Genomic DNA, 25,219 nt, shown 5'->3' with positions numbered 1-25,219 from the left:
AATATGGCTGATACACAGTTCGAAACGGTCAATCCGCTGACCGAGGAAACCGTCCAGACCTATACCTATATTTCCGATGACGAGGCCGCAGACATCGTTCGCAAAAGCCATGAGGCGCATCTCGAATGGCGGCTGCGCAGCCTTGAGGATCGCGCGAAGGTCATCAATGCGATTGCCGGTGAGCTTCGCAATACGAAGGAGGAACTGGCAGAGCTGATGACCCGCGAAGTCGGCAAGCTGCTGCGCGATGCGAAGGGCGAGGTCGAGCTTTGCGCCGCGATCTGCGAATATACTGCCGAAAATGGGCCGAAAGTGCTTGCCGATCAGGAGCGTCAGGTGCCGAAGGGCAAGGGCGTGGTCACCCATTCGCCGATGGGCGTGATCTATGGCATTCAGCCATGGAATTTCCCTGCCTATCAGGCGATCCGCTATTCGATCGCCAGCCTGATGGCGGGTAACGGCGTGCTGCTGAAACATGCCGAGCCGTGCACCGGTAGCGGGCTGCTGCTGCGCGTTATCTATGAAAAGGCAGGGCTTCCCCAGGGATTGTTCGGCGTGCTGGTGATCGATCACGATCAGTCGGACAAGATTATCGAAAACGATCTGGTGCGCGGCGTCACGCTGACCGGCAGCGACAAAGCGGGCAAGATCGTCGGCCAGAAAGCGGCGTCGGTGGTCAAGAAGACGGTGCTCGAACTGGGGTCCAACGATGCGTATCTGGTGCTTGACGATGCCGATCTGGATGTCGCGGTCGATACCTGTGTGAAGGGGCGGCTGTACAATAACGGTCAGACCTGTGTGAACGCCAAGCGGTTCATCGTCACGAAGAAAAATTATGACGCTTTTGTCGAGCGTTATGCCGAAAAATTCGGTGCGATTCGGATGGGCGATCCGCGCGAAGGCGAAACGCAACTCGGGCCGATGGTCACCAAAAGGCAGCGCGATCAGCTGCATCAGCAGGTGGAGCAAAGCGTCGAGAAGGGCGCGCGCGTGCTGGTCGGTGGTGAGATTCCAGACCGCAAGGGCTGGTTCTATCCCGCTACGGTGCTGGTGGATGTCGCGCCGGGGCAGCCTGCGTATGACGATGAGCTGTTCGGGCCGGTGGCGTCGATCATCCGGGCCGAGGATGATGAAGATGCGATGCGCATCGCCAATTCCAGCCGCTATGGCCTTGGCGGCGGCATTTTCTCGAAAAATACCGAGCGTGCACGGGAGCTTGCGGGCAAATATTTCGATACCGGCATGGTGTTCATCAACACCTTCAACGTCGCGACCCCCGATATGCCGTTCGGCGGTGTGAAGGGATCGGGCTATGGCCGGGAGCATGGCGAAGAAGGGCTGAAGGAGTTCGTCAATATCAAGGCGATCACCATCGCATGAGCGCGGAAAAACCCGTGCTTTCCTGCGACGTTGCGGTGGTCGGGGCCGGCACTGCCGGCCTCGCCGCCGAGCGCTCGGCGCGCAAGAACGGCGCGAAAACGCTGCTGATCGACCCCGAATTTATCGGGACGCTTTGCGCCAATTATGGCTGCATGCCCTCCAAACTGGTGATTGCGGCGGCGAAGGCGCGGCATGAGGTGGCGCGGGCAGGGCTGTTCGGGATCGATGCGGGCGAAGTTCGCGTCGACGGCCCGGCGGTCATGAACCGGGTTCGCGAAGAGCGCGATCGCTTCGCCCGGCTGACGCGGGAATCGATCGAGGACATCCCAAAAGGCATCCGCATCCGCGCAAAAGCGCGCTTTTCGGGGTCGAATACGCTCGCGCTGGATGACGGGCGTACGGTCGAGGCGAAGGCGATCGTCATTGCGACCGGATCGGCGCCCGCAATGCCGACACCATTCGACAAGCTGGGTGCGTGTGCACTTACGAACCGCACGATTTTCGAGCTGGAGGACCTGCCGAAGAGCATGGCGGTGGTCGGGTCGGGACCGATCGGACTGGAGCTTGCGCAAGCTTTTGCGCGGCTTGGGACGAAAGTGACGCTGTTCGACCAGTCGCAGCGGATGGGCAAGGTCCGCTGTCCGAAGGTGCATGCCGCACTTTGCGCCGTGATCGAGGCCGATGTTGACGTGCATCTGGGTGTCGAAGTTGACGCTTCACCCTGCGAAGTTGGCGCCCGTGTCGCGTGGAGCGGCAATGGCAGCGGCGAAATCGAGGTGGAGAAGGTGCTCGTTGCGGTCGGCAGACCGCCGGTGCTGGACGGCCTCGATCTCGAAAAGGCGGGGCTGGAATGCGATGAGCATGGCGTGCCGCTGCACGACCGCGAAACCATGCGATGCGGCGGGTCTTCGGTGTTTCTGGCGGGCGATGTCGCCGCCGATGTGCCGCTGCTGCACGAGGCATCGCATGACGGGGCGATTGCCGGGCGCAATGCCTCCGCTCTGCCCGCGACGATCAGCACCGAGCGCTACGTCAACTTCGCGATCACTTTTACCGAACCCCCGCTGGTCAGCATCGGCAGCGCGGAAGAAGATGGCGCGGTGACCGGCAATGCGAGCTTCGACGATCAGGGCCGGGCGCGGGTCGAAGGACGCAACGAGGGCGAGCTGACGCTCTATGCCGCAGCGCCCGACGGGCGGCTGATCGGGGCGGACCTGATTGCTCCTGCGGGCGAGCATCTCGGCCATATCCTGGCCTGGGCGATCCAGCAGGGGCAGACCGCGACGCAGTTGCTCGAAATGCCCTTTTACCACCCGACGATCGAAGAGGGGCTGAAATCGGCGCTGCGCACGATCTGCGCCTCGACCCCTATCGAACTTCCCGCCGATCAGGATACGGGCACCCCGTCCGGCGGCTGAATTACAGGAAATATCATGACCGAATACAGCAACTTGTTCGAACCGCTGACCATCGGCACGCTGACCTGTCCCAACAGGGTATGGATGGCACCGCTGACCCGCAACCGCTCGCAAAGCGACGGCACCCCGCGCGCCATGGCAGCGAAATATTATCGCCAGCGCGCCTCGGCAGGGCTCATCATCTCCGAAGCGACGCAGATTTCGGCGATGGGCAAGGGCTATATCGATACGCCCGGCATTTATGACGACGCCCATGTCGAAGGATGGAAGCCGATTACCGAAGCGGTCCATGCGGCGGGCGGGCGGATTTTCTGCCAGCTATGGCATGTCGGACGGATCAGCCATGTATCGCTACTGCCCGATAATCGTCAGCCGGTATCGGCAAGCGCGATTGCAGCCGATGCGCAGACCTTTACCGCGAACGGCTTCGAACCGACATCGGAGCCGGTGGCGCTCGATAAGGACGGGATCGCGCAGACGCTGGACGATTATGAGAATGCCGCCCGCAGTGCAAAGGCTGCCGGCTTTGACGGGGTCGAGGTGCATGGCGCCAACGGCTATCTGCTCGACCAGTTTTTGCAGGACGGGACGAACAAGCGCGAGGATGACTATGGCGGGTCGGTCGACAACCGGCTGCGGCTGCTGAGCGAGGCGATCGATCGCGCATGTTCGGTGTTTCCTGCCGATCGGGTGGGCGTCCGCCTGTCGCCGCTGGGTCAGGCGAACGATATCAGCGATAGCGACCGCGAAGCGACGTTCAGCGCGGCGTATCGCGCGCTGTCGGACAAGAATCTCGCTTATCTGCATGTCGTCGAGCAATTTTACGGGCAGGACCAGTCGGACGAAGAACGCGACCTGCTGATGCGGCTGCGCCCGCTGTTCGCCGGTGCCTATATCGGCAACGGCTCTTATGATGCCGCAAAAGCGAGCAAGATGATCGCGAACGGCCATACCGATGCAGTGAGTTTCGGCCGCCCGTTCATCGCAAATCCCGACCTTCCCGAACGCTATCGCATCGGCGCGCCGCTGAACGCGCAGGATCAGAGCAGCTTTTATGGCGGCGGCGAAGTAGGATATACCGACTATCCGTTTCTTGACCCGTCGCATTGATCGGTGAGGGGGGGAGCCGCCGTTTGATGCAGTAAGCGTGGGGCGGCGTACTCCTGTATTCCCGCGCAGGTGGGAATCCAGAACGGTGGGCGGTGCGTTTGCGGCTCTGGACCCCCGCGTTCGCGGGGGTACGGGTCGGGGTCGAGGTGCGTGTCCTTCGTATTCCCGCGCAGGTGGGAATCCAGAACGGTGGGTGGTGCGGTTGCGGCTCTGGACCCTCGCGTTCGCGGGGGTAGGGGTCGGGGTCGGGGTGCGGTGTCCTTCGTATTCCCGCGCAGGTGGAAATCCAGAGCGTCGGGCGGCGCGTTTGCGGCTCTGGACCTCCGCGTTCGGGCGGGTACCGGCTTGGGTCGGGATGCGGTGTCTTTCGTATTCCTGCGCAGGCGAGAATATAGAGCGTCGGGCGGCGCGTTTGCGGCTCTGGACCCCCGCGTTCGCGGAATACGAGACGAAGCGAATTTCTTGCCGATGCGGCAGAGGGCGATAGGCTGATGCGATGAGACCTTTTCGTCCGCTCAGAATCACCATCGTCGCGGGCATATGCCTGATGGTCGGGATTGTCATCGGCTGGTCCGTGCCGCGCCATTCCGGGATCGCTCCTTCGGGGGCTGACCCTGCGAGCCGAAACGATCACCCGGACTCGCGAACATCCGCGAGACAGGTTTATTCGCCCGATATTCGCCGCGACCCCTATGTTCGTCGGCAACAGCGAAAAATCGCCGATATGCTCGAACAGCAATGCGAAGGTACTAACCAGAATTGCGAACTGGCCGAGGGCGCTCGAAAAGCACTTTCGAACGAGTGAGGCATGGACGCCCGCTGCGCGGGTATCGGGCGCGGCATTTATACCAAACTGCATGGATGGCAATCCATCCCCCCGCCGTCATGCCAGCGTAAGCTGGCATCTGCTGCAGGTGCTGCCGTTCTCCCCAAGCCCCCCCGGAGACCACAGCTTTCGCTGGGGTGACGATTGCTGGCGAGGATCGCAATACGCGGATCGGTCCACATCAACGCAGCTTGGTTTTAGCCGCCATTCCCGCAAAGGCTGGAACCCAGCGGGCAGGCGGGGTGGGCGGCGCCTCGAACCCGGAATTGTTCAGGGTACGGGTGCAATCCATCGTTAGCGTCATTTTGGCCAGCGCAGCCATTTGTGCACCGCAATAGATTTTCTCTTGCAACTGAATATATGCAATATTAGTTAGCACGCTAATGAATACGCGACGCATCCAGATGGAGTCGGAATATGTCCGGCGTTTGCTCCCCGCCGGCCGGAATTCCCGGCGGGCGGCGGATCGTGCGTTGACGGCGTGCGGGCTGTCGGCGGCGGGGGCGTGGCCGGTATTGTATATCCGCCGGATGGGCGAGGGGATTCGCCAGTCCGCGCTGGCCGAGATGCTGGAGGTGGAGAATGCTTCGCTCGTCCGGCAGCTCAACCTGCTTGCCGAGGCGAAGCTGGTCGATCGTCGTCCGGACCCGACCGACGGACGCGCGAACCTGCTATATCTGACACGCGAAGGGCATGAAATGGCCGACCGGGTCGAAGTGATCATCGGTGAGGTTCGCGAGCGCGCGCTGGCGCAGGTCAGCGACGATCAGCTTCGCATCGCGCTCGAGGTGCTCGATCTGGTCGGCGATGCGCTCGACGACGGGGAAGGGGCGCAGGGATGAAATTGCGGCTCGACACCGACGGCGCGATGTTCACGCTGAAATGCTTTTTGAGCGCGATGCTGGCGGCGTATATTTCGCTGAGCATCGGCCTGCCGCGTCCCTATTGGGGGATGATCACCGCCTATATCGTCAGCCAGCCGCAATCGGGTGCCGTCCGGTCAAAGGCGGTGTTTCGCGTTATCGGCACCGCGCTGGGCGGGGTGGCGACGGTGATATTGGTGCCCAATCTGGCCAATGCGCCCGAATTGCTGTCGCTCGCGCTCGCGCTCTGGGTCGGCTTTTGCGTCTATGTTTCGCTGCTCGACCGGACACCGCGTTCCTATGTGCTGCTGCTCGCCGGGTATACGGCGGCGATCATCGGTTTTCCGAGCGTAAGCGAGCCGGGCAATATCTTCATGATCGCGGCGCTGCGCGTGCAGGAAATCACGATCGGGATTTTGAGTGCGGCGCTGATCCATGGCGTGTTGCTGCCCAAATCGGTGACGTCGGGATTGCTGGCGCGGGTCGAGAGCTTCGTCGCCGATGCCGAGCGCTGGTCGGCGCGTGCGCTGGAGGGCGAGGCGAGCGAGGCGCTCGACAAGGAGCGGCGGCGGCTTGCCTCCGACATCACCGATCTGCACCTGATGTCGACGCATCTGCCGTTCGATACCGCGCGCCTGTTGCCGCGCGTGCGGACGGTGCGCGCGCTTCAGGACCGGTTGTCGATGCTGCTCCCGGTGGCGAGCGCGGTTGAGGACCGGCTGCATCTGTTGCTGCGCGACCATGCATTGCCGGAGCCGGATGCCGCGCTGCTCGCCGATGTGCGGGCGTGGCTGAGCAGCGGTGCGGCCCCGGAAGCGGCGGAGCCGTTATGCGCGCGGGCAGCGGCGCTGGAGCCGGTGGGCAGCGAAGCGCCGGGCGAACTGCTGCGCCTCAGCATGCTGGCGCGGCTGGCCGAGATGATCCGGCTGCATCGGCAGGTGCGGCTGCTGCGCGATCAGCTTCGCTCGCCCGACCGGCGCGCGGTGAACCCCGATGTCGAGCCGCTGCTGTCGGACAGGGCGCGGCGACCGCTGCACCGCGATCATGGCGCGGCCTTTCGTTCAGGCGTGGCGGCGGCGGGAGGCATTTTGCTGTGCTGCACGATCTGGATCGGAACCGCCTGGCCAGAAGGCAGCGTCGCGGCGATGATGGTGGCGGTGTTTTGCAGCCTGTTTGCCGGGCTGGACGATCCGACGCCAGCGATCCGTGGCTTTTTCCTGTACACGCTGATGTCGCTGCCGCTTTCGGCATTCTATATGTTCTGGGTGTTGCCGCATGTCAGCGGATTTGCGGTGCTTGCCATAGCGCTGGCCCCGCCGCTGCTGCTGTTCGGCAGGTTGATCGCCAATCCGTCGACGCTGCTGGCAGGGCTTGCCATGGCGCTGGGCCTGTTGGGATCGATCGGGCTGGGCGAGCGCTATTCGGCGGATTTCGCATCGTTCCTCAACGGTAGTCTGGCGCAGCTTTGCGGGGTTGCCATCGCGTTTTTCGCAACGCGGCTGCTGCGCACAGTGGGTGCGGACTGGAGCGCGAAACGGCTGATCCGCGCAGGCTGGGCCGATGTGGTCGCGATGGTCGATCGGCGGGCGGACAATGTCGGGGCGTGGACCGGGCGGATGCTCGACCGGCTGGGGCTGCTGACCCCGCGGCTGGGCGCGCTGGCCAATAGCGATCCGCAGGCGGTGCGCGATATGCTGGTCGACCTGCGCGTCGGGCTGGCTTCGGCTGAGCTGTCGTCACTGAGCCACGGAATCGCGGCGGAGCGGGCGGTGAAGCTTCGCGATGCGCTGGAGGTCGTGCGCGGTCATTATCTGGCGCTGTTGGATGAGCAGGTGATCGGCGAAGACCATGAGGGGCTGGCGCGCATCGATGCCGCTATCGCCGCTTCGGGAAGCATTGCGGAGCCGGCGGCGCGGCGCGCATGCCTGATCGCGCTGACCGGTATCCGCCGCAATCTGTATCCGGCTGCGCCGCCGCCGCAGAACTGGGAGGCATAAGGTGCGCGGAGAGGTGTTTATCGGCGGGGTCTATATCCCCTCGCTCCTGTTGCTCGCCATCCTTGCGTTTCTGGCGTTCCTGCCGGTGCGCGCGGTGCTGGAGCGGATCGGATTCTATCGCTGGATGGGCTCGCGCCCCTTGAGCGATCTCGCGCTGTTCGTGCTGTTGCTCGGGCTGCTTGTCTTTCTCACTCTGCCCGGATCGGCCGGGCATCACGGATTATTGTCATGAACCGCCTTGGTCCAATGCTTGCCCGCTGGGGCGCCACGCTGTTGCTGATCGCTGCTGCCGTCCTGATCGGGCTGTGGCTGTGGCAGCATTATGAGCGCGAACCCTGGACGCGCGACGGGCGGGTGCGCGCTGATGTGGTGCGCATCACGCCGGATGTGGCCGGGCTGGTCACCGAGGTCGCGGTACATGACAATCAACAGGTCAAGCCGGGCGACCTGCTGTTCGTAGTCGATCGCCCGCGCTACGAACTGCAACTGGCAAAGGCGAATGCGGCGATTGCCAGTGCGCGCACCACGCTGGCGCAGGCGCGGCGTGAGGCTGCGCGCGACGTTGCGCTGGACGACCTGGTGGCGAAGGAAACGCATGAGCAGAATCTCGCGCGCGTGGCCGTAGCCGAGGCGTCGCTTCGTCAGGCGATGGTGCAGCGCGATGCGGCGCAGCTCGACCTGAAACGTACTTCGGTCCGCGCGTCGGTGAACGGGACGGTCACCAACCTCAACCTGCATAGGGGCGATTATGTCGCATCGGGTCAGCAGGCGCTGGCGCTGATCGATAGCGCTTCGCTTCGCGTCGAGGGCTATTTCGAGGAAACCAAGCTGCCCGAAATCCATATCGGCGATCCGGTAGAGGTGCAGCTGATGGGCGACGACCATATTCTGCGCGGGCGGGTCGAGAGCATCGCGGCGGGCATTTCGGATGCCGATCGCGCGACGGGCGAAGGGAATCTGCCGGCGGTCAACCCTACCTTTAGCTGGGTGCGGCTGGCGCAGCGCATTCCGGTGCGAGTGCGGCTGACTGAGGTGCCCAAGGGCGTGCGGCTGATTTCAGGGCGCACCGCGACGGTGACGGTGCTGCCGAAAGGGGCGCAGTGATGCGCGCGAAATCCCTGTCGCTGGTCGCCGCGCTGCTTGCTTCTGCCTGCACCACTGCGGGTCCGGATTTCCACGTCCCGCCGCGCGCGACCGTCAATGATCCCCAGGCATCGGCGCCGTTCGTGTCGGCCGACGATCCGGCCTTTGCACAGGCGCCGGTGCCCGACGACTGGTGGCGGCTCTATGACGATCCGAAGCTGAACGCGCTGGTCACAGAGGCGCTCAGCGAGAATGCCGACCTGCGCGTTGCACAGGCAAATCTGGAGCAGGCAGGCGCGCTGGTCCGCGTCGCGGAAGCCGGACGCGATGTGTCGACGACCATCAGCGGGGGAACCAGTCTTGGCCGCCCTTCCTCGACGGGAATATCGCTGCCCGGCACGGTCAATTACGATATCGGAGCGAGCGCATCCTATCCGCTCGATCTGTCGGGGCGGCTGGCGCGCGGGATCGAGGCGGCAAGGGCCGATGCCGAAGCGGCGGTGGCGGCGCGCGATTATGCGCGGGTCGCGGTCGCGGCAGGAACGACGCGCGCCTATCTGGCGGTGTGCAGCGCCAATGCACGACTGTCCGCGCTGGATGCCATCCTGAAATTGCAGCGCGAAACGCTGAATGCTACCCAGCGCTTGCAGCGGGGCGGGCGGGGGACCGCGTTCGACGTGACGCGCGCGCAGGGACAGGTGGATTCAACGCTGGCGCAGCGCCCCGCGATCCTTGCCTCGCGTCAGGGGGCGTTGTTCTCGCTCGCCGCGCTGCTGGGGCGTCCGGCGCGCGAATATCCGAAGGCGGTGGAGGCGTGCACGGTCGCACCGCAGCCGGACCGACCGATCCCTGTCGGTGACGGTGCTTCGCTGCTGCGCCGCCGCCCCGATATCCGTCAGGCGGAGCGGCAGGCGGCGGCGGCCAGCGCGCGGATCGGGGTCGAAGTGGCGCAGCTTTACCCGCAGATCAGCCTTGGCGCGTCCGCCGGCTTTACCGGGCCGGTTTCGGGAATCGGATCGGGAGATGCGTTCCGGCTGAACCTTGGCCCGCTGATCAGCTGGTCCTTCCCCAACCGCCCTGTGGTGCGGGCGCGAATCGACGCGGCAGAGGCGAACGAGCGCGCCGCGCTGGCGCAATTTGATTCCACGGTGATCGATGCACTGCGCGAGACGGAAACGAATCTGAACCGTTATGCGCGCCAGCGGGACCGGCTGGCCGATCTGATCCGCGCCCGCGACACCTCCGCACGAGCCGCTGCGCAGGCAGGCAAGCTATATCGCTTCGGACGGGCGGATTTCCTGCAACTGCTTGATGCACAACGAAGTCTTGCCGAGGCGGAGGCAACATTGGCATCCGCGCGAGCCGAAATGATCGACGATCAGGTCGATGTCTTTCTGTCGCTCGGCGGAGGGTGGAGCGAAAAATAACGTATTCCTGCGGGTTACGGTAAAATACTAGATGCGAGCGAAACGAACCAGGTAACAATCCTTGTCCTATAATGACGTATGGCCCCGGTGCATTTGCCCCCGAACATGCACCAAAATGGATGAGGTGAAATTATGGAGTGGTTCACTGCAAAGGCTCCGATCAGGAAAAAGATGCAGATCGTTGCCGCCACCATGACCGCGCTGGTTGCTGCGGCGGTGATCGTTGCGGCGTTTCTGCCGCTGTATATCGGACTTCCGCTCGGCGCGGTGCTGATCGCTGGTACCTGGATACAGGGCATGCGTTTTCGCGAAGCAGTCAGCGGCTCCTATGTGACGACCGTGGTGCGGATGGAAGCACTGGCGGCAGGCGATCTCGACAGCCCGATCCAGTTCACCGAGTATGAGGATTGCGTCGGTCGCATGACCAAGGCGATGTTCACGTTCCGCGACACCGCCGTTCAGCAAAAGGCGAGCGCAGCGGAACAGGCCGCAGTGGTGCGTGAATTCACCGCACAGCTCGAAAAGCTGGCTAAGGGCGATCTGACCGCCGAAGTGAAGGCCGATTTCGCGGGCGAATATGCCGTGCTGAAAGAGAATTTCAACGGCGCGCTGCAGAATCTGCGCGAGCTGCTCCAGTCGGTGAAGAACACCGTCAGCGCGATCCGCAACGGTTCGAGCGAAATCGCGCAGGCGTCCGAAGATCTTGCCCGCCGGACCGAGGCCAATGCCTCCGGCCTGCAGCAGACCTCCGCCGCGGTCAACGAACTGAACGAGCGGTTGCAGGGCGTGTCGCGCGATGCGAACAGCACGGTCGAACGCGCCGACGGTGCGATCACTTCGGTGACGCAGGGCCGTGGCCGGGCGGGCGAAGCGGTGCAGGCGATGGAACGCGTGTCCGGCAGCGCCAAGGGCATCGACGATGTGATCGAAGGCCTCGACAAAATTGCGTTCCAGACCCGCGTTCTCGCCATGAACGCCGCTGTCGAAGCGGGCCGCGCCGGTGAGGCGGGACGTGGCTTCGCAGTGGTTGCCGATCTGGTCTCCGCACTCGCCATGCGCGCCGAGGAAGAGGCGGGCCGCGCACGCGAACAGCTGACCGCGACGCAGGACGAGATCGTCGCTGCCGTGGATATGGTGCAGAAGGTTGACGAAGCGCTTGAGAATATCTCGACCAATGTGAACGAGGTGCACACGCTGCTCGGCCGGATGGCGCAGGACAATCAGGCGCAGTCGGGCGCGATCCGCGAGATCACCTCGGCAGTCAGCTCGATGGACAATTCGACGCAGCAAAATGCCGCGATGGTCGAAGAGACGTCGGCTGCCGCCCGCAATCTGGCGACCGAAGTGTCGCGCCTCGACGAGGATGCCCAGCGGTTCAAGGTCGATGATGCTGCCGCTGCGCCCCGGCCCGCACCGCGCGCAGTGTCGGCCCCGGTCCGGCCGGTGATGACGCCCAAATTGCCGATCGCGGCAATGGCGAAGACAGCCCCGGCCATGCAATCGGCCGGCATGGACGACTGGGACTCGTTCTGACGTTCGGAACGCGCCGTGGCGGGCGTCGCTCCCCGCCCGGCACGGCCCGTTCCAGCCCCGCCGCCCCGGCGCCGGTATCCCGGCGACCGGGGCGGTCCTTTTTCGGCCCCCCGCGCCATCGGCTTTTCGGCGCGCGCACAGCACGATATAGGCACGCATCATTGATGCATGACCGAATCCGCTCCTCCCAATGGCCTTGAAGCCGCGCTGATCGCGCATCGCGAAACGCTGCTGCGTTTTCTGCGGGCGCGCGGCGCGGGCGAGGCGGCGGAGGATGTGCTGCACGAATTATGGCTGAAGATACGCAGCGCGCGCACCGGGCCGATCGCCGCGCCGCTTTCTTATCTGTATCGTGCTGCAGATACGCTGATGATCGACCGTTTTCGCGCCGAGCGTCAGGCAGTGAAGCGCGATCGCGACTGGAGCGAACAGATGGCAGGCGCAGCGCCGGGCGTTTCGGAAGCGCCGTCGGGTGAGCGGATCATGATGGGACGCGACCATGCGCGGCTGGTCGCGCAGCGGATCGATTCCTGCGGTGCGCGTGCGGCAAGCGCCTTTCGCCGCCACCGCATCGACGGAGTGGCGCAGCGCGAGGTCGCGCGCGAACTGGGCGTCAGCCTGTCGACGGTCGAAAGCGATTTGCGGCTGGTCTATCGCGCGCTTGCCGAATTGCGGGAGGAAATCCTTGCGGTTTGAAACGCATGTCTCCGTCCTTACGCCAGGAGGTGTCGCCAATGACACAGGATGAAGTGATCCGTGCCGCAGCGGCCGACTGGGCGGTGCGCATCGGCAGTGCAGGGTTCGACGACTGGGAAGGCTTTACCGCCTGGCTGGAGGAGAGCCCCGATCACGCGCTCGCGTATGACCGGGTCGCGGCCGGTGTCGCGGATGCGGTGGATATTCTGCCGCCTGTAGCAGCGGCGGACGAACCGGCGGAGGCGCAGCCGCGCGGGCGGCCGCGCCGCTGGATGCTGGGCGCGCTGGCGGCGGCGGTCGCGGCGGGGGGAGTCGGCATGTGGCAATGGGCCGATCCGGGCGGCTATACGGTGATGACGAAGCCGGGCGAGACGCGCACGATCGCGCTTGCCGATGGGGGGAGTGTGGTGCTTGCCGGCGACAGCCGGATCGAACTCTATCGCGATGCCCCGCGCCGGGCGGCAGTGGAACAGGGCAGCGCCTATTTCACCATCCGCCATGACGCGGACGATCCGTTCCGGGTGCGCGTCGGCGAAAACCGGCTGGTCGATATCGGCACCCGGTTCGAGGTGCAGCGCGAAGGCGATGCAATGCAGGTCGCGGTCGCCGAAGGGGCGGTGGCGTTCAACCCGCGCGGGCAGAATGTCCGGCTGAATCCCGGCGACATGCTGAGCAGCGAGGGCGGGCAGCGCTTTTCGGTAACGCGGGTGCCGGTGGCCGAGATCGGCGAATGGCGCGACGGGCGGCTGAGCTTTCAGGACCGGCCGCTGCCCGAGATCGCGGCGCGGCTTTCGGCGATGACCGGGGTGGCGTTCCGCGTCGCACCGGGCGCGGCGCAGCGCCGCCTGTCGGGCAGCGTGGAAATCGATTCGGTGCGCGACGATCCGGCGGTGCTGGGCGATCTGTTCGGGATTGCCGTGGCGCGCAGCGGGGACGACTGGGTGATCGGCTGACCGCGAGATGCGTTTCGTTCCCGCCCTGATGCTGAGCATAGCGATTGCCGCGCCGGTCGATGCGGCGGAAGTCGAGGTGCGCGTACCCGCCGGGCGGGCGGGGGAGGCGGCGGCGGCGCTTGCCCGGCAGATGGCGGTGAGCATCGTGATCGCCGATCCGGCGCTTGCCGCGCGGCGGGTGCCCGAAATCCGGGGAGCGATGTCGCCCGAGCGCGCGGTGGCGAAGCTCGCCCGCGCGATGGAAGCGCGTGCGATCCCGGCGGGGCGGGCGGGGTGGCGGCTGGTCGCAGCGCCGCCGCCTGGCCCACGCGCGCGCGCGAAGGCAGCGGTAAAGCCTCACCCGCCGACCTCGACCCCGCAGTCGGTCGCGCCTGAAGTCGCGCCGGACATCGTCGTGCGGTCGAGCAAGCGCGACACGAAACTGGCCGATTATGCCGGGCAGGTCGCGCTGCTCGACGGCGCTGCGCTGACGCTGGGCGGGGTCGGCGGCAGCGACAGGATCGTCGAGCGGGTCGCATCGGTCACCTCGACCCATCTGGGCAGCGGACGCAACAAGCTGTTCATCCGGGGCATTGCCGATTCGAGCTTTACCGGCCCGACCCAGTCGACGGTCGGCATGTATCTGGGCGATTTGCGGCTGAACTATAATGCACCCGACCCCGATCTGCGCCTGTCCGACATGGCGTCGGTCGAAGTGCTGGAGGGGCCACAGGGGACGCTCTACGGGGCAGGGTCGATCGGCGGGATCATCCGGCTGGTGCCCAATATGCCCGACCTGTCGCAGGCGAGCGGGTCGGGGATGCTGGGCGGCAGCCTGACTCAGCACGGCGATCCGGGGGCGGATATCAGCCTGATGGCGAATGTGCCGGTCAGGCGCGATGTCGCGGGGCTGCGGCTGGTGGTCGATGCGGCGCGGCAGGGCGGCTATATCGACAAGCCGCTGCTTGGCCGCGACAATGTGAATCGTACCGATATTGCTGGCGGGCGAGCGATCTTTCGCGTCGATGCGGGCAATGGCTGGACCATCGACCTGATCGGTGCGGGGCAGCGTACGCGCGGCGCCGACAGCCAATATGCCGACCGGTCGGGGCCGCCGCTGACCCGGTCGAGCCGGGTGACCGAGGGCTTCGACGCCGATTATGCGCAGGGGCAGGTCGTGGTGTCGGGGGAGCTGGGCGCGGTTCGCTTCCGCTCGTCGACCGGCGTGGTGGGGCAGGAACTGCACGAACGCTATGACGCCACCCCGCCAGAGGGCGAGCCGCGCCTGTTCGAACAGGGCAATCACAGCTTCATGGCGGCGAACGAAACGCGGCTCTGGCAGCCGCTGGGGAAGCGCTTCGGCTGGCTTTTCGGAGCGAGCTATACGCATAACCGGACGCGGCTGACCCGCTCGCTGGGATCGGTCGCGCTGCGCAGCGCAGCGACGGGCGTGGAGAATATCGTCGATGAGGTGACGCTATATGGCGAGGCGAGCCTGAAGGTTCGTCCCGGCCTGATCGCGACTGCGGGCGGGCGCTGGACGCGGTCGGAACTGGGCGGGTCGGGTGAGGATGTCATGCCGCTGCTGATGCCCGATCTGTCGGGCGAAATGGCGATGGCGCGCGCGGCGATCGTGCGCGACCGGGCGGAGACGATCTTCCTGCCCTCCGCATCGGTGCTGGTTCAGCCGCTGCCCGGCACCGAACTGTATCTTCGCTATCAGGAGGGGTTCCGGCCCGGCGGGCTGGCGGTCGAGGGCGATTTCGTGCGGCGATACCGCAACGACCGGGTGTCGACGCTGGAATTCGGCGGGCGGCACGGGCGGCCGGGCGAGGGGCCGTTCGACGTGTCGGCCAGCGTCTCCTTCACCGACTGGCGCGACATTCAGGCGGATTATATCGACCTGATCGGGCTGCCGACCACCGCGAATATCGGCAACGGGCATATCTGGACCGCGACGCTGTCGGGCGGGGTGACGGTGGCGAAGGGGCTGCATCTGGAAGGGGCGGTCGTCTATAATTACAGCCGGGTGGATCAGCCGAGCCTGAGCTTCGGCCTGGCGCTGGTGCGGCTGGATGAGGTGCCCAATATCGCCTCTGCCGGCGGGCGGCTGGGGTTCGATTATGTGCGCGGCATCGGCGAGGGGCTGACGCTCACCGCACGGGGATGGGCGCGCTATGTCGGGCCGTCGCGGCTCGGCGTCGGGCCGGAACTGGGCGCGCGGCAGGGCGATTATTTCGACAGCGGGCTGACCGTGCGCGTGGGGCGACCCCGGCTGGGCGTGACGGTCAGCCTCACCAATATCGCCGATACGGTGGGCAATCGCTTCGCGCTGGGAACCCCCTTCGCCACCGGCCGCGCGCAGGTGACCCCGCTTCAGCCGCGCACGCTGCGCATCGGGATCGACGGCCGTTTTTAGGGGGGATGCGCCCCACCCCCGGCCCCTCCCCTGAAGGAGAGGGGGGAGCGAGTCCGATGTCATCCCGTTCTGGAAGCCTGATCGGCGGAAACAGCGCTCATCGTCATGCAGGGCTTGTCCCGGCATCCACGGTGCCGCCGGGAGCAACGGGGCGCGCCCCTGCTTCACGGCAGACCCCGGAACAAGTCCGGGGTGACGGTTGAGGCTGGGGCGGGCGCGAAAAATTTTTGCGTGGCCGCCAAGGCTCGGCAGCGCGGGCTCCGTCTTCGGGATTGAAACGGTCCTGAAGAGGTTATTCGATGCGCGTCTCGCTGCTTACTACCACTGCCCTGATTACGCTTGCCACGCCTGCCGCCGCGCAGACCGTCGTCAACGCAAAGCGCACTGATCCGGTGCGGACCTCGACGATCAAGAACGGCGCTGCCGATGCGGTTCGCATTGCCTCGGCCGGATCGGTCGAACCCGCTTCGGGCACTGCCGTCACCATGGACAGCGACAATGCCGTCACCAACGAAGGCAAGATCGCGATCAGCAACGCCAATGGTGCGATCGGTATCGCAGCGGCAGCGGGCACGACGGGCGATATCGTCAATAGCGGCACGATCACGATCGACGAAAGCTACACCCCGACCGATCAGGACAAGGATGGCGATCTCGACGGGCCGTTCGCGGTCGGATCGGACCGGACCGGCATCCGCACGCTGGGCGCGCATTCGGGCAAGATCACCCATAGTGGCACGATCACGGTCGAAGGCAATGATTCCGCCGGTATCTGGCTGGGCGGAACGCAGACGGGCGCGTTCACCCATGACGGCAAGACGAGTGTAGTCGGCGACAATTCGGTGGCCGTGCGGGCAGAGGCGATCAACGGCAATGTCCGCCTTGCCGGGACGGTGACCGCGACCGGCGCGAATGCGATTGCAGCGCGCTTCACCGGCGATGTGTCGGGCGCGATGGTGGTGCAGGGCGCGATCGGCGCGACCGGATATCGCTATACCACTGCGCCTTCGGACACGTCGAAGCTGGATGCCGACGATCTGCTGCAGGGCGGGCCGGCGCTGATGATCGAGGGCAGCGTGTCGGGCGGGGTCATCCTGGCCGTCGCGCCGAAGGATAGCGACCCTAACAATGCCGATGAGGACAAGGACGGGATCGAGGATGCGAAGGAAGGCAATGCCGCCATCGTTTCCTATGGCAAAGCGCCCGCGATGGTCGTGGGATCGGCGAGCCGCGATATCGCGATCGGCGCGGTGGCGAACACCGCCAACGGATACGGCCTGATCATCGACGGATCGGTTGCCGGGAACGGCGTCTATTCGGGGATAGACGGCAATGGTCTGGTGATCGGCGGTCAGGGCGGCGCGGTGACCATCGCCAACGGGATGGGCGTTGCGGGCGCAGTCACCGCGACATCGAATGGCGGCACAGCGACCGCGCTGCGCATCGGCAGCGGGGCGAGCGTTCCCGAACTTCGCGTGTCGGGTCAGGTGACCGCGCAGGGCGCGCAGGCAGCGGCAGTGCGCGTCGATGCGGGCGCGAATATCGCGACGATCCGCAATTCGGGCACGATCGGCGCGGCGGTGAATGCCGAGACGGGGCAGGCCAATGCGATTGTCGATGCCTCGGGCGGGGTAACGCTGATCGAAAATAGCGGTGCGATCGTCGCCAAGGGAGCGAAGGCGGATTCGAACCGCAATATCGCGATCGATGTTTCCGCGAACACGAGCGGCGTCACCGTGCGCCAGACCGCAGTGGCCGCCGATGTCACCGCGCCGTCGATCACCGGCGATATCCGCTTCGGATCGGGCAATGACGTGCTCGACCTCGCCGATGGCAGCTTCAAGGGCAATGCGAGCTTCGGCGCGGGCGCGAACCGGATGGCGCTGTCGGGCGATGCGCAGGGCGCAGGCGCGATGACATTCGGTGCGGGCGCGGATACGGTGGCGCTTGCCGGATCGTCGGTGTTTAGCGGCAGCGTGGATTTCGGCGGCGGTGCCGATGTGCTGACGCTCGCCGGGACGTCGCGCTTTTCGGGCACGCTCGCCAATGCGGGGGCGCTGGCGGTGAATGTGACGGGCGGCATGCTCGACCTTCAGGGGGCCACCACCATCGGGTCGCTAAACATGGGCGCTGACGGCATTCTGGGCGTGACGCTCAGCAAGACGGCAGGCACGGGCACCGCGCTGAACGTCGCCGGGACGGCAGCATTCACCAAGGGTGCGACGCTTCGCCTTTCCGTCACCGATGTGCGCAATGCCGAGGGGCGCTATGTCGTGCTGACCGCCGGACAGCTGACCGGTGCGGACGGGATCAAGACCGATGCCGATCTGTTGCCCTTCCTCTATAAGGGCTCGCTCGCCACCGATGGGGCGGCGAACCAGATCGTCGTCAATGTCAGCCGGCGCAGCGCGCAGGAGCTGGGCCTGAACCGTTCGCAGACGACTGCCTACAGCGCCGTTTATGCCGCGCTGGCGCAGGATGAGGATGTCGCCAATGTCTTCCTGAACATTCGCGACGGCGATCAGTTTCGCGGCACGCTGCGCCAGATGCTGCCCGACCATGCGGGCGGCACCTTCGATGGCCTGAGCCTTGGCGTGCGGACCATGGCGCGCCAGCTCGCCGATCCGAGAAGTCCGATCCTCACCCGCGGCAAGTTCAACCTGATGGTGACGGCCGGCGGATGGGGCACTGACAAGAAGGAGAAGGACACCGCCGCATATGATCTGGGCGGGCTGGGCTTTGCGGTCGGGGGCGAGATCGAGACGGGGCTGGGCACGTTCGGCGTGTCGGGCACGTATCTGTGGAACAAATATACGAGCGGCAGCAGCGACAATGAGGTGCTGTTCAGCACCTATGAGCTGGCGGGATTCTGGCACGGCCAGTGGGGCGGGTTCGCCGCGCGCGCCCGCGCATCGATCGGCACGGTCGATTTCGAAGGATCGCGCTATTTCAACGGCACGGTCGGCAATGATACGCTGAGCCGCCGGGTCGAGCATGAATCGAACGGCACGATGACGTCGTTCAGCGGCGGCGTGTCTTATGAAGGGGGCGGGCAGGTCTTCTTCTTCCGCCCGGCAGTATCGATCGACTATCTGAAGCTTACCGAGGACGGCTATACCGAAACCGGCGGCGGCAAGGCGCTCGACCTCACCGTCGACAAGCGCAGCAGCGATGAGGCAGCGGTTGAGGGCGGCCTGACGTTGGGCATGGATCTGTCGGGTACCGGGCGGCGCGACAGCAACTGGTTCCGGATGGAAGTCGAAGGCGGCTGGCGTGAGATTGTGAGCGGATCGCTGGGCACCACCACGGCGCGTTTCGCGGGCGGCGATGCCTTTACACTGACGCCGCAGGACCGGGCGAACGGCTGGTACGGGCGGCTGCGCGCGCTGGGCGGCGGGTCGCTGTTCCAGGTGGGCGGCGAATTCGGCGCCGAGAAACAGAATGACCGGCTTGGCCTCACCCTGCGCGGAACGATGCGGGTGAACTTCTAAACCCGGCACGATGTCCTTGTGAGCGGCAATCCGAAGTTTTCCGTTGCAAGTCGCTGCGGATTGTCGCTCGCAAGGTCCGGTCGGCGGGGCCATCCCCCGGCTCCCCACGACCGTCCGGCCCGAAAGATGTCCGTTGCTTCTTTCGGGCCGGAAATGGTCAGGTGAACAGCATCCAGAGTGCCATCGCGACCATCATCACATTTTCGGTCAGCGAGACAAAGCCGAGCGGGACGTTCGAACCGCCGCCGACACAGGCGCATTTCAGTTCGCGCTTCTGCACATAGACAGCATAGAAGACCGATATCGCGCCGATCCCGCCGATGAACAGCGCGATCGGGATCGACAGCCAGTGGAGCGCATGCGCGACCATCAGCACGCCCGCCAGCCCCTCGGCAAAGGGATAGATATAGGCATAGGGCACCCAGCGGCGGGCGAGCAGGTCATAGCCCAGAAACATCGTCGCGAAACTGTCCACATCCTGCAATTTCTGAATGGCGAGCACGCACATCGACAGTGCGATGAACAGCTCGACCGTCAAGACCGACAGCAGCACGCCGCTCGACAGCCAGCTTGTCGCCACCGCCATCAGCGCGGCCATGGCGAAGATCGCGATGACGGGTTTGTAGCTGGTCGCGTCCGGGTCCTTGACCGGTTTGCCGAAATAGCGGCGAAGCGCCTCATGCCCGCCGATCCTCTCGCCGCCGATGAAGGTTTGCGGGGTGGTCTTCACATCATGTTCGGCCTTGAACGTGTCGGTTTCCTCGCGCGTGGTGAGGTGATGGTCCTCGACTTCATAGCCTTCGGATTTCAGGAGATGGACCGTCTTCAGCCCGAAGGGGCAGATGTGCTTGTCCATCACCATGCGATAGACGGTCGCGCGTTTTTCGCCCGTTTCGGGGGGATTGCTCGCTTCGTTCATCGTTTCACCTTTTCGAACAGTTCGACCAGCTCGCCGAACTTTTCCTGCTGCTGCGCCGGATCGCCCGAGCGGATCGCGTCGGCGACGCAATGCGCGGCGTGGTTTTTCAGAACCGCGCTCTCGACCTTTGAGATTGCCGATTTCACCGCCTGAATCTGGTGGAGGATGTCGATGCAATAGCGATCGTCCTCGACCATCTGGGCGAGGCCGCGCACCTGCCCCTCAATCCGTTTCAGGCGGTTGATCGTCGCTTTCGGATCGGTGTGCACGGCTGCGTCCTTATAAATACCCTGGAGGGGTATCGATATGGCGGCAACCCGCAGCGTTTCAAGGTGCGGGGGGCGGGCGTTATCCGAACAGGCCGCGCTGATAATCCTGCACTGCCTGCACGATTTCCTCGCGCGTGTTCATGACGAACGGGCCATGGGCGAAGACCGGTTCGCCGATCGGGTCGGCATGGCCGAACAGGATCAGCGCGCCGCTTTCGGCCGAAACCTCGACTGCGTCGCCGTCGCCAAGCTGCGCGAGATGATATTCGGGGACTTCCTCACCGGAAATCCGCACCGACCCGCGCACGGTGTAGAAGAAGACGTTGCGGCCAGCCGGGGCGGGGAGCGACGCGCCGCTTCCCGACGCCATCTCCACGGTGCCGAGCATCACGCCGGTAAGCGACGAAATCGGTGCGCCATCGGTGCCCGATACCGGACGGAGCGTCACGCCCTCGGCGAGGGTTTCCGCCGCGATCTGGTCCGCGGTTACGCCAATATAATGGGGATCGGTCATTTTGAGGCGCGACGGCAGGTTCACCCAGAGCTGCAGGATTTCCATGTCGCCGCCTTCGCGCTTGAACGCCTCCGGCGACAATTCGGCATGGACGAGGCCGCGCCCGGCAGTCATCCACTGCACGCCGCCCGCTTCGACGATATTCTCACCGCCGCCGGTATCGTGATGGGCAAGGCTGCCCTTCAGGATGAAGGTCACGGTTTCGAACCCGCGATGCGGATGCGGGCCGAAGGGCAGGCCGTTGTTGTTCGGCGCATAATGCTGCGGCCCATGATGGTTGAGGAACAGGAACGGATCGACCTGTTCCAGCCCCGGACCCGGCACCGGGCGGCGCGTGACGAGATCGCCGATGTCATCGCGAAGGGCGGGGTGGATCGATTTGACCTGACGATTGCTCAAAATTCACGCTCCGGGGATTAGCGGCACGGGGCCTTTGGGCACGATGCCGTTCGGATTGATATGGGTGTGGCTCTCATAATAATGATGCCGGATATGGTGGAAATTCACCGTCTCCGCCACGCCGTCGAGCGCGTAAAGGCGCCGGGTCAACGCGGCAAGATTGGGATAATCGGCGATGCGGCGGACATTGCATTTGAAATGGGTGTGATAGACCGGATCGAAGCGGATCAGCGTCGTCCATAGCCGGATATCGGTTTCGGTGAGCGTGTCTCCGATCAGCCAGTCGCGCCCTTCCAGCCGGTTCTCCAACTCGTCGAGCACCGTGAAGAGCGGGCCGATCGCTTCGTCATAGGCCGATTGTGAGGTCGCGAACCCCGCCTTGTACACGCCATTGTTCACGGCCCCGTAAATGCGATCATTGAGCGCGTCGATCTCTTCGCGATGCGCTGCCGGATACAGGTCGAGCGGCTTCGCCCCGCATTCGTCGAACGCGCTGCCCAGCATGCGAAGCAGGTCGGCGCTTTCATTGTTCACGATAGTGCCGGTTTTCGTGTCCCACAGCACCGGCACGGTGACATGCCCCGAATAATCGGGCTTTGCGGCGGTGTAGATCTGATGAAGGTTATCGGCATCCATCAGCGGGTCGGGGGTGGCGCATTCGCCCGAACGGAAGGACCAGCCGCCTTCTTTCATCAACCAATGGACGACGACCAGCTCGATGGCGTCGGTCAGCCCTTTCAGGTGACGCGCGACATTGACGCGATGGGCCCAGGGGCAGGCAAGGCTGATATAGAGGCGATAGCGGCCCGGTTCTGCTTTGAACCCGGCCTTTCCGGTCGGACCTGCCGAACCGTCGGGCGTCACCCAGTTGCGGAACGCACTTTCGTCGCGTTCGAACGTGCCGCTTTCCTCGTCATTATGATCCCATTCGTCGTGCCAGACGCCATTTTTCAAAAAGCCCATGCCGGTCTCCTGTTCCTGTCGCATGGGATAGCGCGGCACCCCGCCCGTGCGTTCCATCGCGGGCGGGGGGCGCGGTGCCCCGACCCCAATCCAGCGAAATCGTCATTGCGAGCCCCGCAGGGGCGCGGCAATCCAGAGCGGCTTGCGCCGGGTCGCTGGATCGCCGCGTCGCTACGCGCCTCGCGATGACGATGTGGTCCGTGAGGGGTTGCTGAAACCCGCTATCAGCGCTGGCGCACCTCCACCACCGCGACCGATTGGGCGGGCAGGTCGAAGGCGAGCTTTCCGCCATCCTTCGTGCCGCTGAACGCGACCGGGTGGATCGTGTCGGGCGCGTCGAAGCTGTTATGCGTGTCCATCGCCGGGCCGGTCAGGATCTGGCCGGACGCGCTGCCGGTCATGCCGGTCACCACATGCGCTGCCTTGTGCGGATCGCTGTTGACGAGGGCGAGATAGAGCTTCCCATCCTTCGCCTTTGCCGCCGAGACATCGACCATCGGCACGTCATGGTCGCCATAGCGATAATCGGGCGTTTGAATCGCAACGGGATAGGGAGTCGCGCCCTGAAACACCTTGTACATGTCGAACACCCAGTAGGTCGGCGTGCGGACCATCTTGTCGCCTTTGGTCAGGATCATCGCCTGAAGCACATTCACCATCTGCGCGATCGCGGCGAGCTTCACCCGGTCGCTGTGACGGTGGAAGATGTTGAGGGTGAGCGCGGCGACCTCTGCATCGCGCAGTGAATTCTGCTGATAGAGAAAACCGGGGTTCGAGCTGGGTTCAGGGTCGTACCAGGTGCCCCATTCATCGACATACAGGCCGACTTTCTTTTCGGGATCATATTTGTCCATGATCGCCGAATGTTTGGCGATCAGCTCCTCGATATGGCGCGCCTTTTCGAGCGTGATCGCCCATGCGTCCTCGTCAAAGCCGAGTGCCGGTCCCTTGTGATCCCAGCCATAGGGGAAGACATAATAATGCAGGCTGATCGCGCCGAGGCGATCCTTTGACTTCTGCATCAGCTTTTCGGTCCAGTCGTACAGATCGTCATGCGGACCCGCCGCGACCTTTACGAAATCGGGAGCGCCCGGTGCGGGGTTGACGAAGGTCGCATAACGATTGTGCAGATCGGTCGAATATTCGGCGGTCATATGCCCGCCACAGCCCCAACTTTCATTGCCGAAGCCCCAATATTTCAGGTTCGTCCACGGCTTGTCCCTGCCATTGGCGCGACGTAAGCGCGCCATCGCGCCATCGCCGCCATCGGTGATGTACTCGGCCCATTTGCGCATGGTGTAGGGCGGCAGCGAACCCATATTGCCCGACACATAGGCGTCCGCGCCCAGTGCCTCTGAATAGTTCATGAATTCGTTGGTGCCGAAGCTGTTATCGTCGTTCACTCCGCCCCAATTGGTGTTGATCCCGACCGGGCGTTCGCTGAGCGGGCCGATGCCGTCGCGCCAGTCATAGGTGTCAGCAAAACAGCCGCCGGGCCAGCGGACGACGGGCACGTGAATCTGTTTCAGTGCCTCCAGCACATCGGTGCGAAAGCCGTTGCGGTTGGGAATATTGGAATGGTGGCCGACCCAGATGCCGTCATACAGGCCGCGCCCCAGATTTTCGGCGAATTGCCCCTGAACCGCCGGGTCGATCACCGGGCCCGGATGCGCGGTGTCGATCGATACGCTGACCCGGCTCGCCTGTTGCGCGTGGCCGGGCGATGCGAGCGCTAACGCAGCGACGGTCGCGGTCAGCAGAGTGTTGCGAAGATTCATGGATCATCCTCCCCTTTTCAGCAGATTTTTCCGCCAAGAAGAGGGTTATGCCCGAGTTTCGCGCGACGGCAAGCCCGGTATCGAAGCTGGTGATAGCGCGATCAGTGCGGCGCGCGCCGGCAAGCCGGGCCGGAGCGCGCCGCGCCGGATCAGCGGGTTATGTCGAGCACCATCCGGCCCTCGATCTGCCCCTTTTTCATCCGGTCGAAGATCGTGTTGATTTCCTCCAGCGGCGCACTTGCCACCGTTGCCTTCACCTTGCCGTCCGCTGCGAAATCGAGCGATTCCTGAAGGTCGAGGCGGCTGCCGACGATCGAACCGCGCACGGTGATGCCGTTGAGCACCATACCGAAAATGTTGAGCGGGAAGTCGCCGGGGGGCAGGCCGTTGAGCGCAATCGTGCCGCCGCGCGCGGCCATGCCGATCGCCTGTTCGAACGCTTTTTCACTGACCGCGGTCACCAGCACGCCGTTGACTCCGCCGCCGGTTTCACGCTTCACCGCCGCCGCCGGGTCGCTTTCGGTGCGGGCATTGACCGTGACCTTCGCGCCGAGCCGGCGGGCAAGGTCGAGCTTCGCGTCGTCGATATCGACCGCGACGACGTTCAGGCCCATCGCCACCGCATATTGCACCGCCATATGGCCAAGCCCGCCAATCCCCGAAATCGCGACCGTATCGCCGGGCTTCGTATCGGTCATCTTCAGCCCCTTATAGACCGTCACCCCGGCGCACAGCACCGGTGCGATGTCGATAAAGCCGATATTGTCAGGGAGGTGGCCGACATAATTGGGATCGGCGAGGACATAGTCGGCGAAACCGCCATTGACCGAATAGCCGGTATTCTGCTGGCTTTCGCACAAGGTTTCCCAGCCGCCCAGACAATGGACGCAGTGACCGCACGCGCTGTAGAGCCAGGGCACGCCGACCCGGTCGCCCTCCTTCACATTGGTCACGCCCTTGCCGACGACGGAGACATAGCCGACGCCCTCATGCCCCGGAATGAAGGGCGGGTTTGGCTTGACCGGCCAGTCGCCTTCGGCTGCATGCAGATCGGTATGGCAGACGCCCGATGCCTGTATCGCCACCTGAATCATGCCGGGGCCGACTTCGGGAACGGGGACTTCCTCGATGGTGAGCGGTGCGCCGAATTCGCGCACGACGGATGCTTTCATGGTCTTGGTCATGATGGTTCTCCGGTGTTT

The 25,219-nt window shown here is 64.7% G+C and carries 19 protein-coding genes; 13 read left to right on the top strand and 6 right to left on the bottom strand.

Translation table 11 applies throughout. The features are described from left to right. The first annotated feature begins 3 nt into the window (after positions 1-3). The 13 genes from EV664_RS16155 to EV664_RS16095 all read left to right on the top strand — a co-directional run bounded on the left by EV664_RS16155 (position 4) and on the right by EV664_RS16095 (position 19,175). Positions 4-1,380 (top strand): NAD-dependent succinate-semialdehyde dehydrogenase, encoded by a 1,377-nt coding sequence (locus EV664_RS16155; protein WP_133496750.1) that lies wholly within the window; start codon positions 4-6, stop codon positions 1,378-1,380. Further along, a complete protein-coding gene (locus EV664_RS16150) occupies positions 1,377-2,798 on the top strand; it encodes a dihydrolipoyl dehydrogenase (RefSeq protein WP_133496749.1) in 1,422 nt (473 codons plus the stop codon). The genes EV664_RS16155 and EV664_RS16150 overlap by 4 nt, the downstream gene beginning before the upstream one ends. Before the next feature lie 15 nt (positions 2,799-2,813). Then, entirely contained in the window at positions 2,814-3,908 is a 1,095-nt protein-coding gene (locus tag EV664_RS16145; RefSeq protein WP_133496748.1) for an alkene reductase, read from the top strand. Between the two features lie 1,209 nt (positions 3,909-5,117). Then, positions 5,118-5,576: a MarR family winged helix-turn-helix transcriptional regulator gene (locus EV664_RS16140; RefSeq protein ID WP_133496747.1), complete on the top strand. Its 459-nt coding sequence runs from the start codon at positions 5,118-5,120 to the stop codon at positions 5,574-5,576. Continuing rightward, positions 5,573-7,594: an FUSC family protein gene (locus EV664_RS16135; RefSeq protein ID WP_133496746.1), complete on the top strand. Its 2,022-nt coding sequence runs from the start codon at positions 5,573-5,575 to the stop codon at positions 7,592-7,594. The genes EV664_RS16140 and EV664_RS16135 overlap by 4 nt, the downstream gene beginning before the upstream one ends. Before the next feature lies 1 nt (position 7,595). Continuing rightward, positions 7,596-7,826 carry a DUF1656 domain-containing protein gene (locus EV664_RS16130; protein ID WP_133496745.1) on the top strand — a complete coding sequence of 77 codons (231 nt, stop codon included), beginning with the start codon at positions 7,596-7,598 and terminating at the stop codon, positions 7,824-7,826. Next, a complete protein-coding gene (locus EV664_RS16125; RefSeq protein WP_133496744.1) occupies positions 7,823-8,698 on the top strand; it encodes an efflux RND transporter periplasmic adaptor subunit in 876 nt (291 codons plus the stop codon). The genes EV664_RS16130 and EV664_RS16125 overlap by 4 nt, the downstream gene beginning before the upstream one ends. Continuing rightward, entirely contained in the window at positions 8,698-10,104 is a 1,407-nt protein-coding gene (locus tag EV664_RS16120; protein ID WP_133496743.1) for an efflux transporter outer membrane subunit, read from the top strand. Before EV664_RS16125 ends, EV664_RS16120 begins: the two co-directional genes overlap by 1 nt. Before the next feature lie 132 nt (positions 10,105-10,236). Beyond that, the gene (locus tag EV664_RS16115) at positions 10,237-11,637 is read left to right on the top strand and encodes a methyl-accepting chemotaxis protein (RefSeq protein ID WP_133496742.1); all 1,401 of its coding nucleotides are present in this window, start codon (positions 10,237-10,239) and stop codon (positions 11,635-11,637) included. A gap of 168 nt (positions 11,638-11,805) precedes the next feature. After that, positions 11,806-12,333 (top strand): sigma-70 family RNA polymerase sigma factor, encoded by a 528-nt coding sequence (locus EV664_RS16110; RefSeq protein WP_133496741.1) that lies wholly within the window; start codon positions 11,806-11,808, stop codon positions 12,331-12,333. Between the two features lie 38 nt (positions 12,334-12,371). After that, a complete protein-coding gene (locus tag EV664_RS16105) occupies positions 12,372-13,286 on the top strand; it encodes a FecR family protein (protein WP_162848885.1) in 915 nt (304 codons plus the stop codon). Between the two features lie 7 nt (positions 13,287-13,293). After that, on the top strand, positions 13,294-15,684 hold the full coding sequence (locus EV664_RS16100) for a TonB-dependent receptor (protein ID WP_133496739.1): 2,391 nt from the start codon (positions 13,294-13,296) through the stop codon (positions 15,682-15,684). Positions 15,685-15,983: 299 nt separating this feature from the next. Then, entirely contained in the window at positions 15,984-19,175 is a 3,192-nt protein-coding gene (locus EV664_RS16095) for an autotransporter outer membrane beta-barrel domain-containing protein (protein ID WP_133496738.1), read from the top strand. A 157-nt stretch (positions 19,176-19,332) separates the two neighbouring features. Here the strand turns inward: EV664_RS16095 and EV664_RS16090 are convergent, their stop codons facing one another. From EV664_RS16090 to adhP, 6 genes are all read right to left on the bottom strand, one after another. Further along, entirely contained in the window at positions 19,333-20,094 is a 762-nt protein-coding gene (locus tag EV664_RS16090) for a MauE/DoxX family redox-associated membrane protein (RefSeq protein ID WP_133496737.1), read from the bottom strand. After that, complete coding sequence (locus EV664_RS16085; RefSeq protein ID WP_133496736.1) at positions 20,091-20,363, bottom strand: metal-sensitive transcriptional regulator; 273 nt, start codon at positions 20,361-20,363, stop codon at positions 20,091-20,093. Before EV664_RS16085 ends, EV664_RS16090 begins: the two co-directional genes overlap by 4 nt. A gap of 79 nt (positions 20,364-20,442) precedes the next feature. Next, a complete protein-coding gene (locus EV664_RS16080; RefSeq protein ID WP_133496735.1) occupies positions 20,443-21,276 on the bottom strand; it encodes a pirin family protein in 834 nt (277 codons plus the stop codon). Between the two features lie 3 nt (positions 21,277-21,279). Beyond that, positions 21,280-22,239 (bottom strand): glutathione S-transferase family protein, encoded by a 960-nt coding sequence (locus EV664_RS16075; RefSeq protein WP_133496734.1) that lies wholly within the window; start codon positions 22,237-22,239, stop codon positions 21,280-21,282. A 224-nt stretch (positions 22,240-22,463) separates the two neighbouring features. Continuing rightward, positions 22,464-24,017, bottom strand: a complete 1,554-nt coding sequence (locus tag EV664_RS16070) for an alpha-N-arabinofuranosidase (protein WP_188656449.1) — start codon at positions 24,015-24,017, stop codon at positions 22,464-22,466. Positions 24,018-24,166: 149 nt separating this feature from the next. Continuing rightward, complete coding sequence (gene adhP / locus EV664_RS16065) at positions 24,167-25,201, bottom strand: alcohol dehydrogenase AdhP (RefSeq protein ID WP_133496733.1); 1,035 nt, start codon at positions 25,199-25,201, stop codon at positions 24,167-24,169. Between the last annotated feature and the right edge of the window lie 18 nt (positions 25,202-25,219).

It is taken from the genome of Stakelama pacifica (assembly GCF_004361835.1).
GTDB lineage: Bacteria > Pseudomonadota > Alphaproteobacteria > Sphingomonadales > Sphingomonadaceae > Sphingomonas > Sphingomonas pacifica.
The sequence above is the reverse complement of the archived record's forward strand: the minus strand, read 5'-3'. Positions and strand labels throughout refer to the sequence as shown.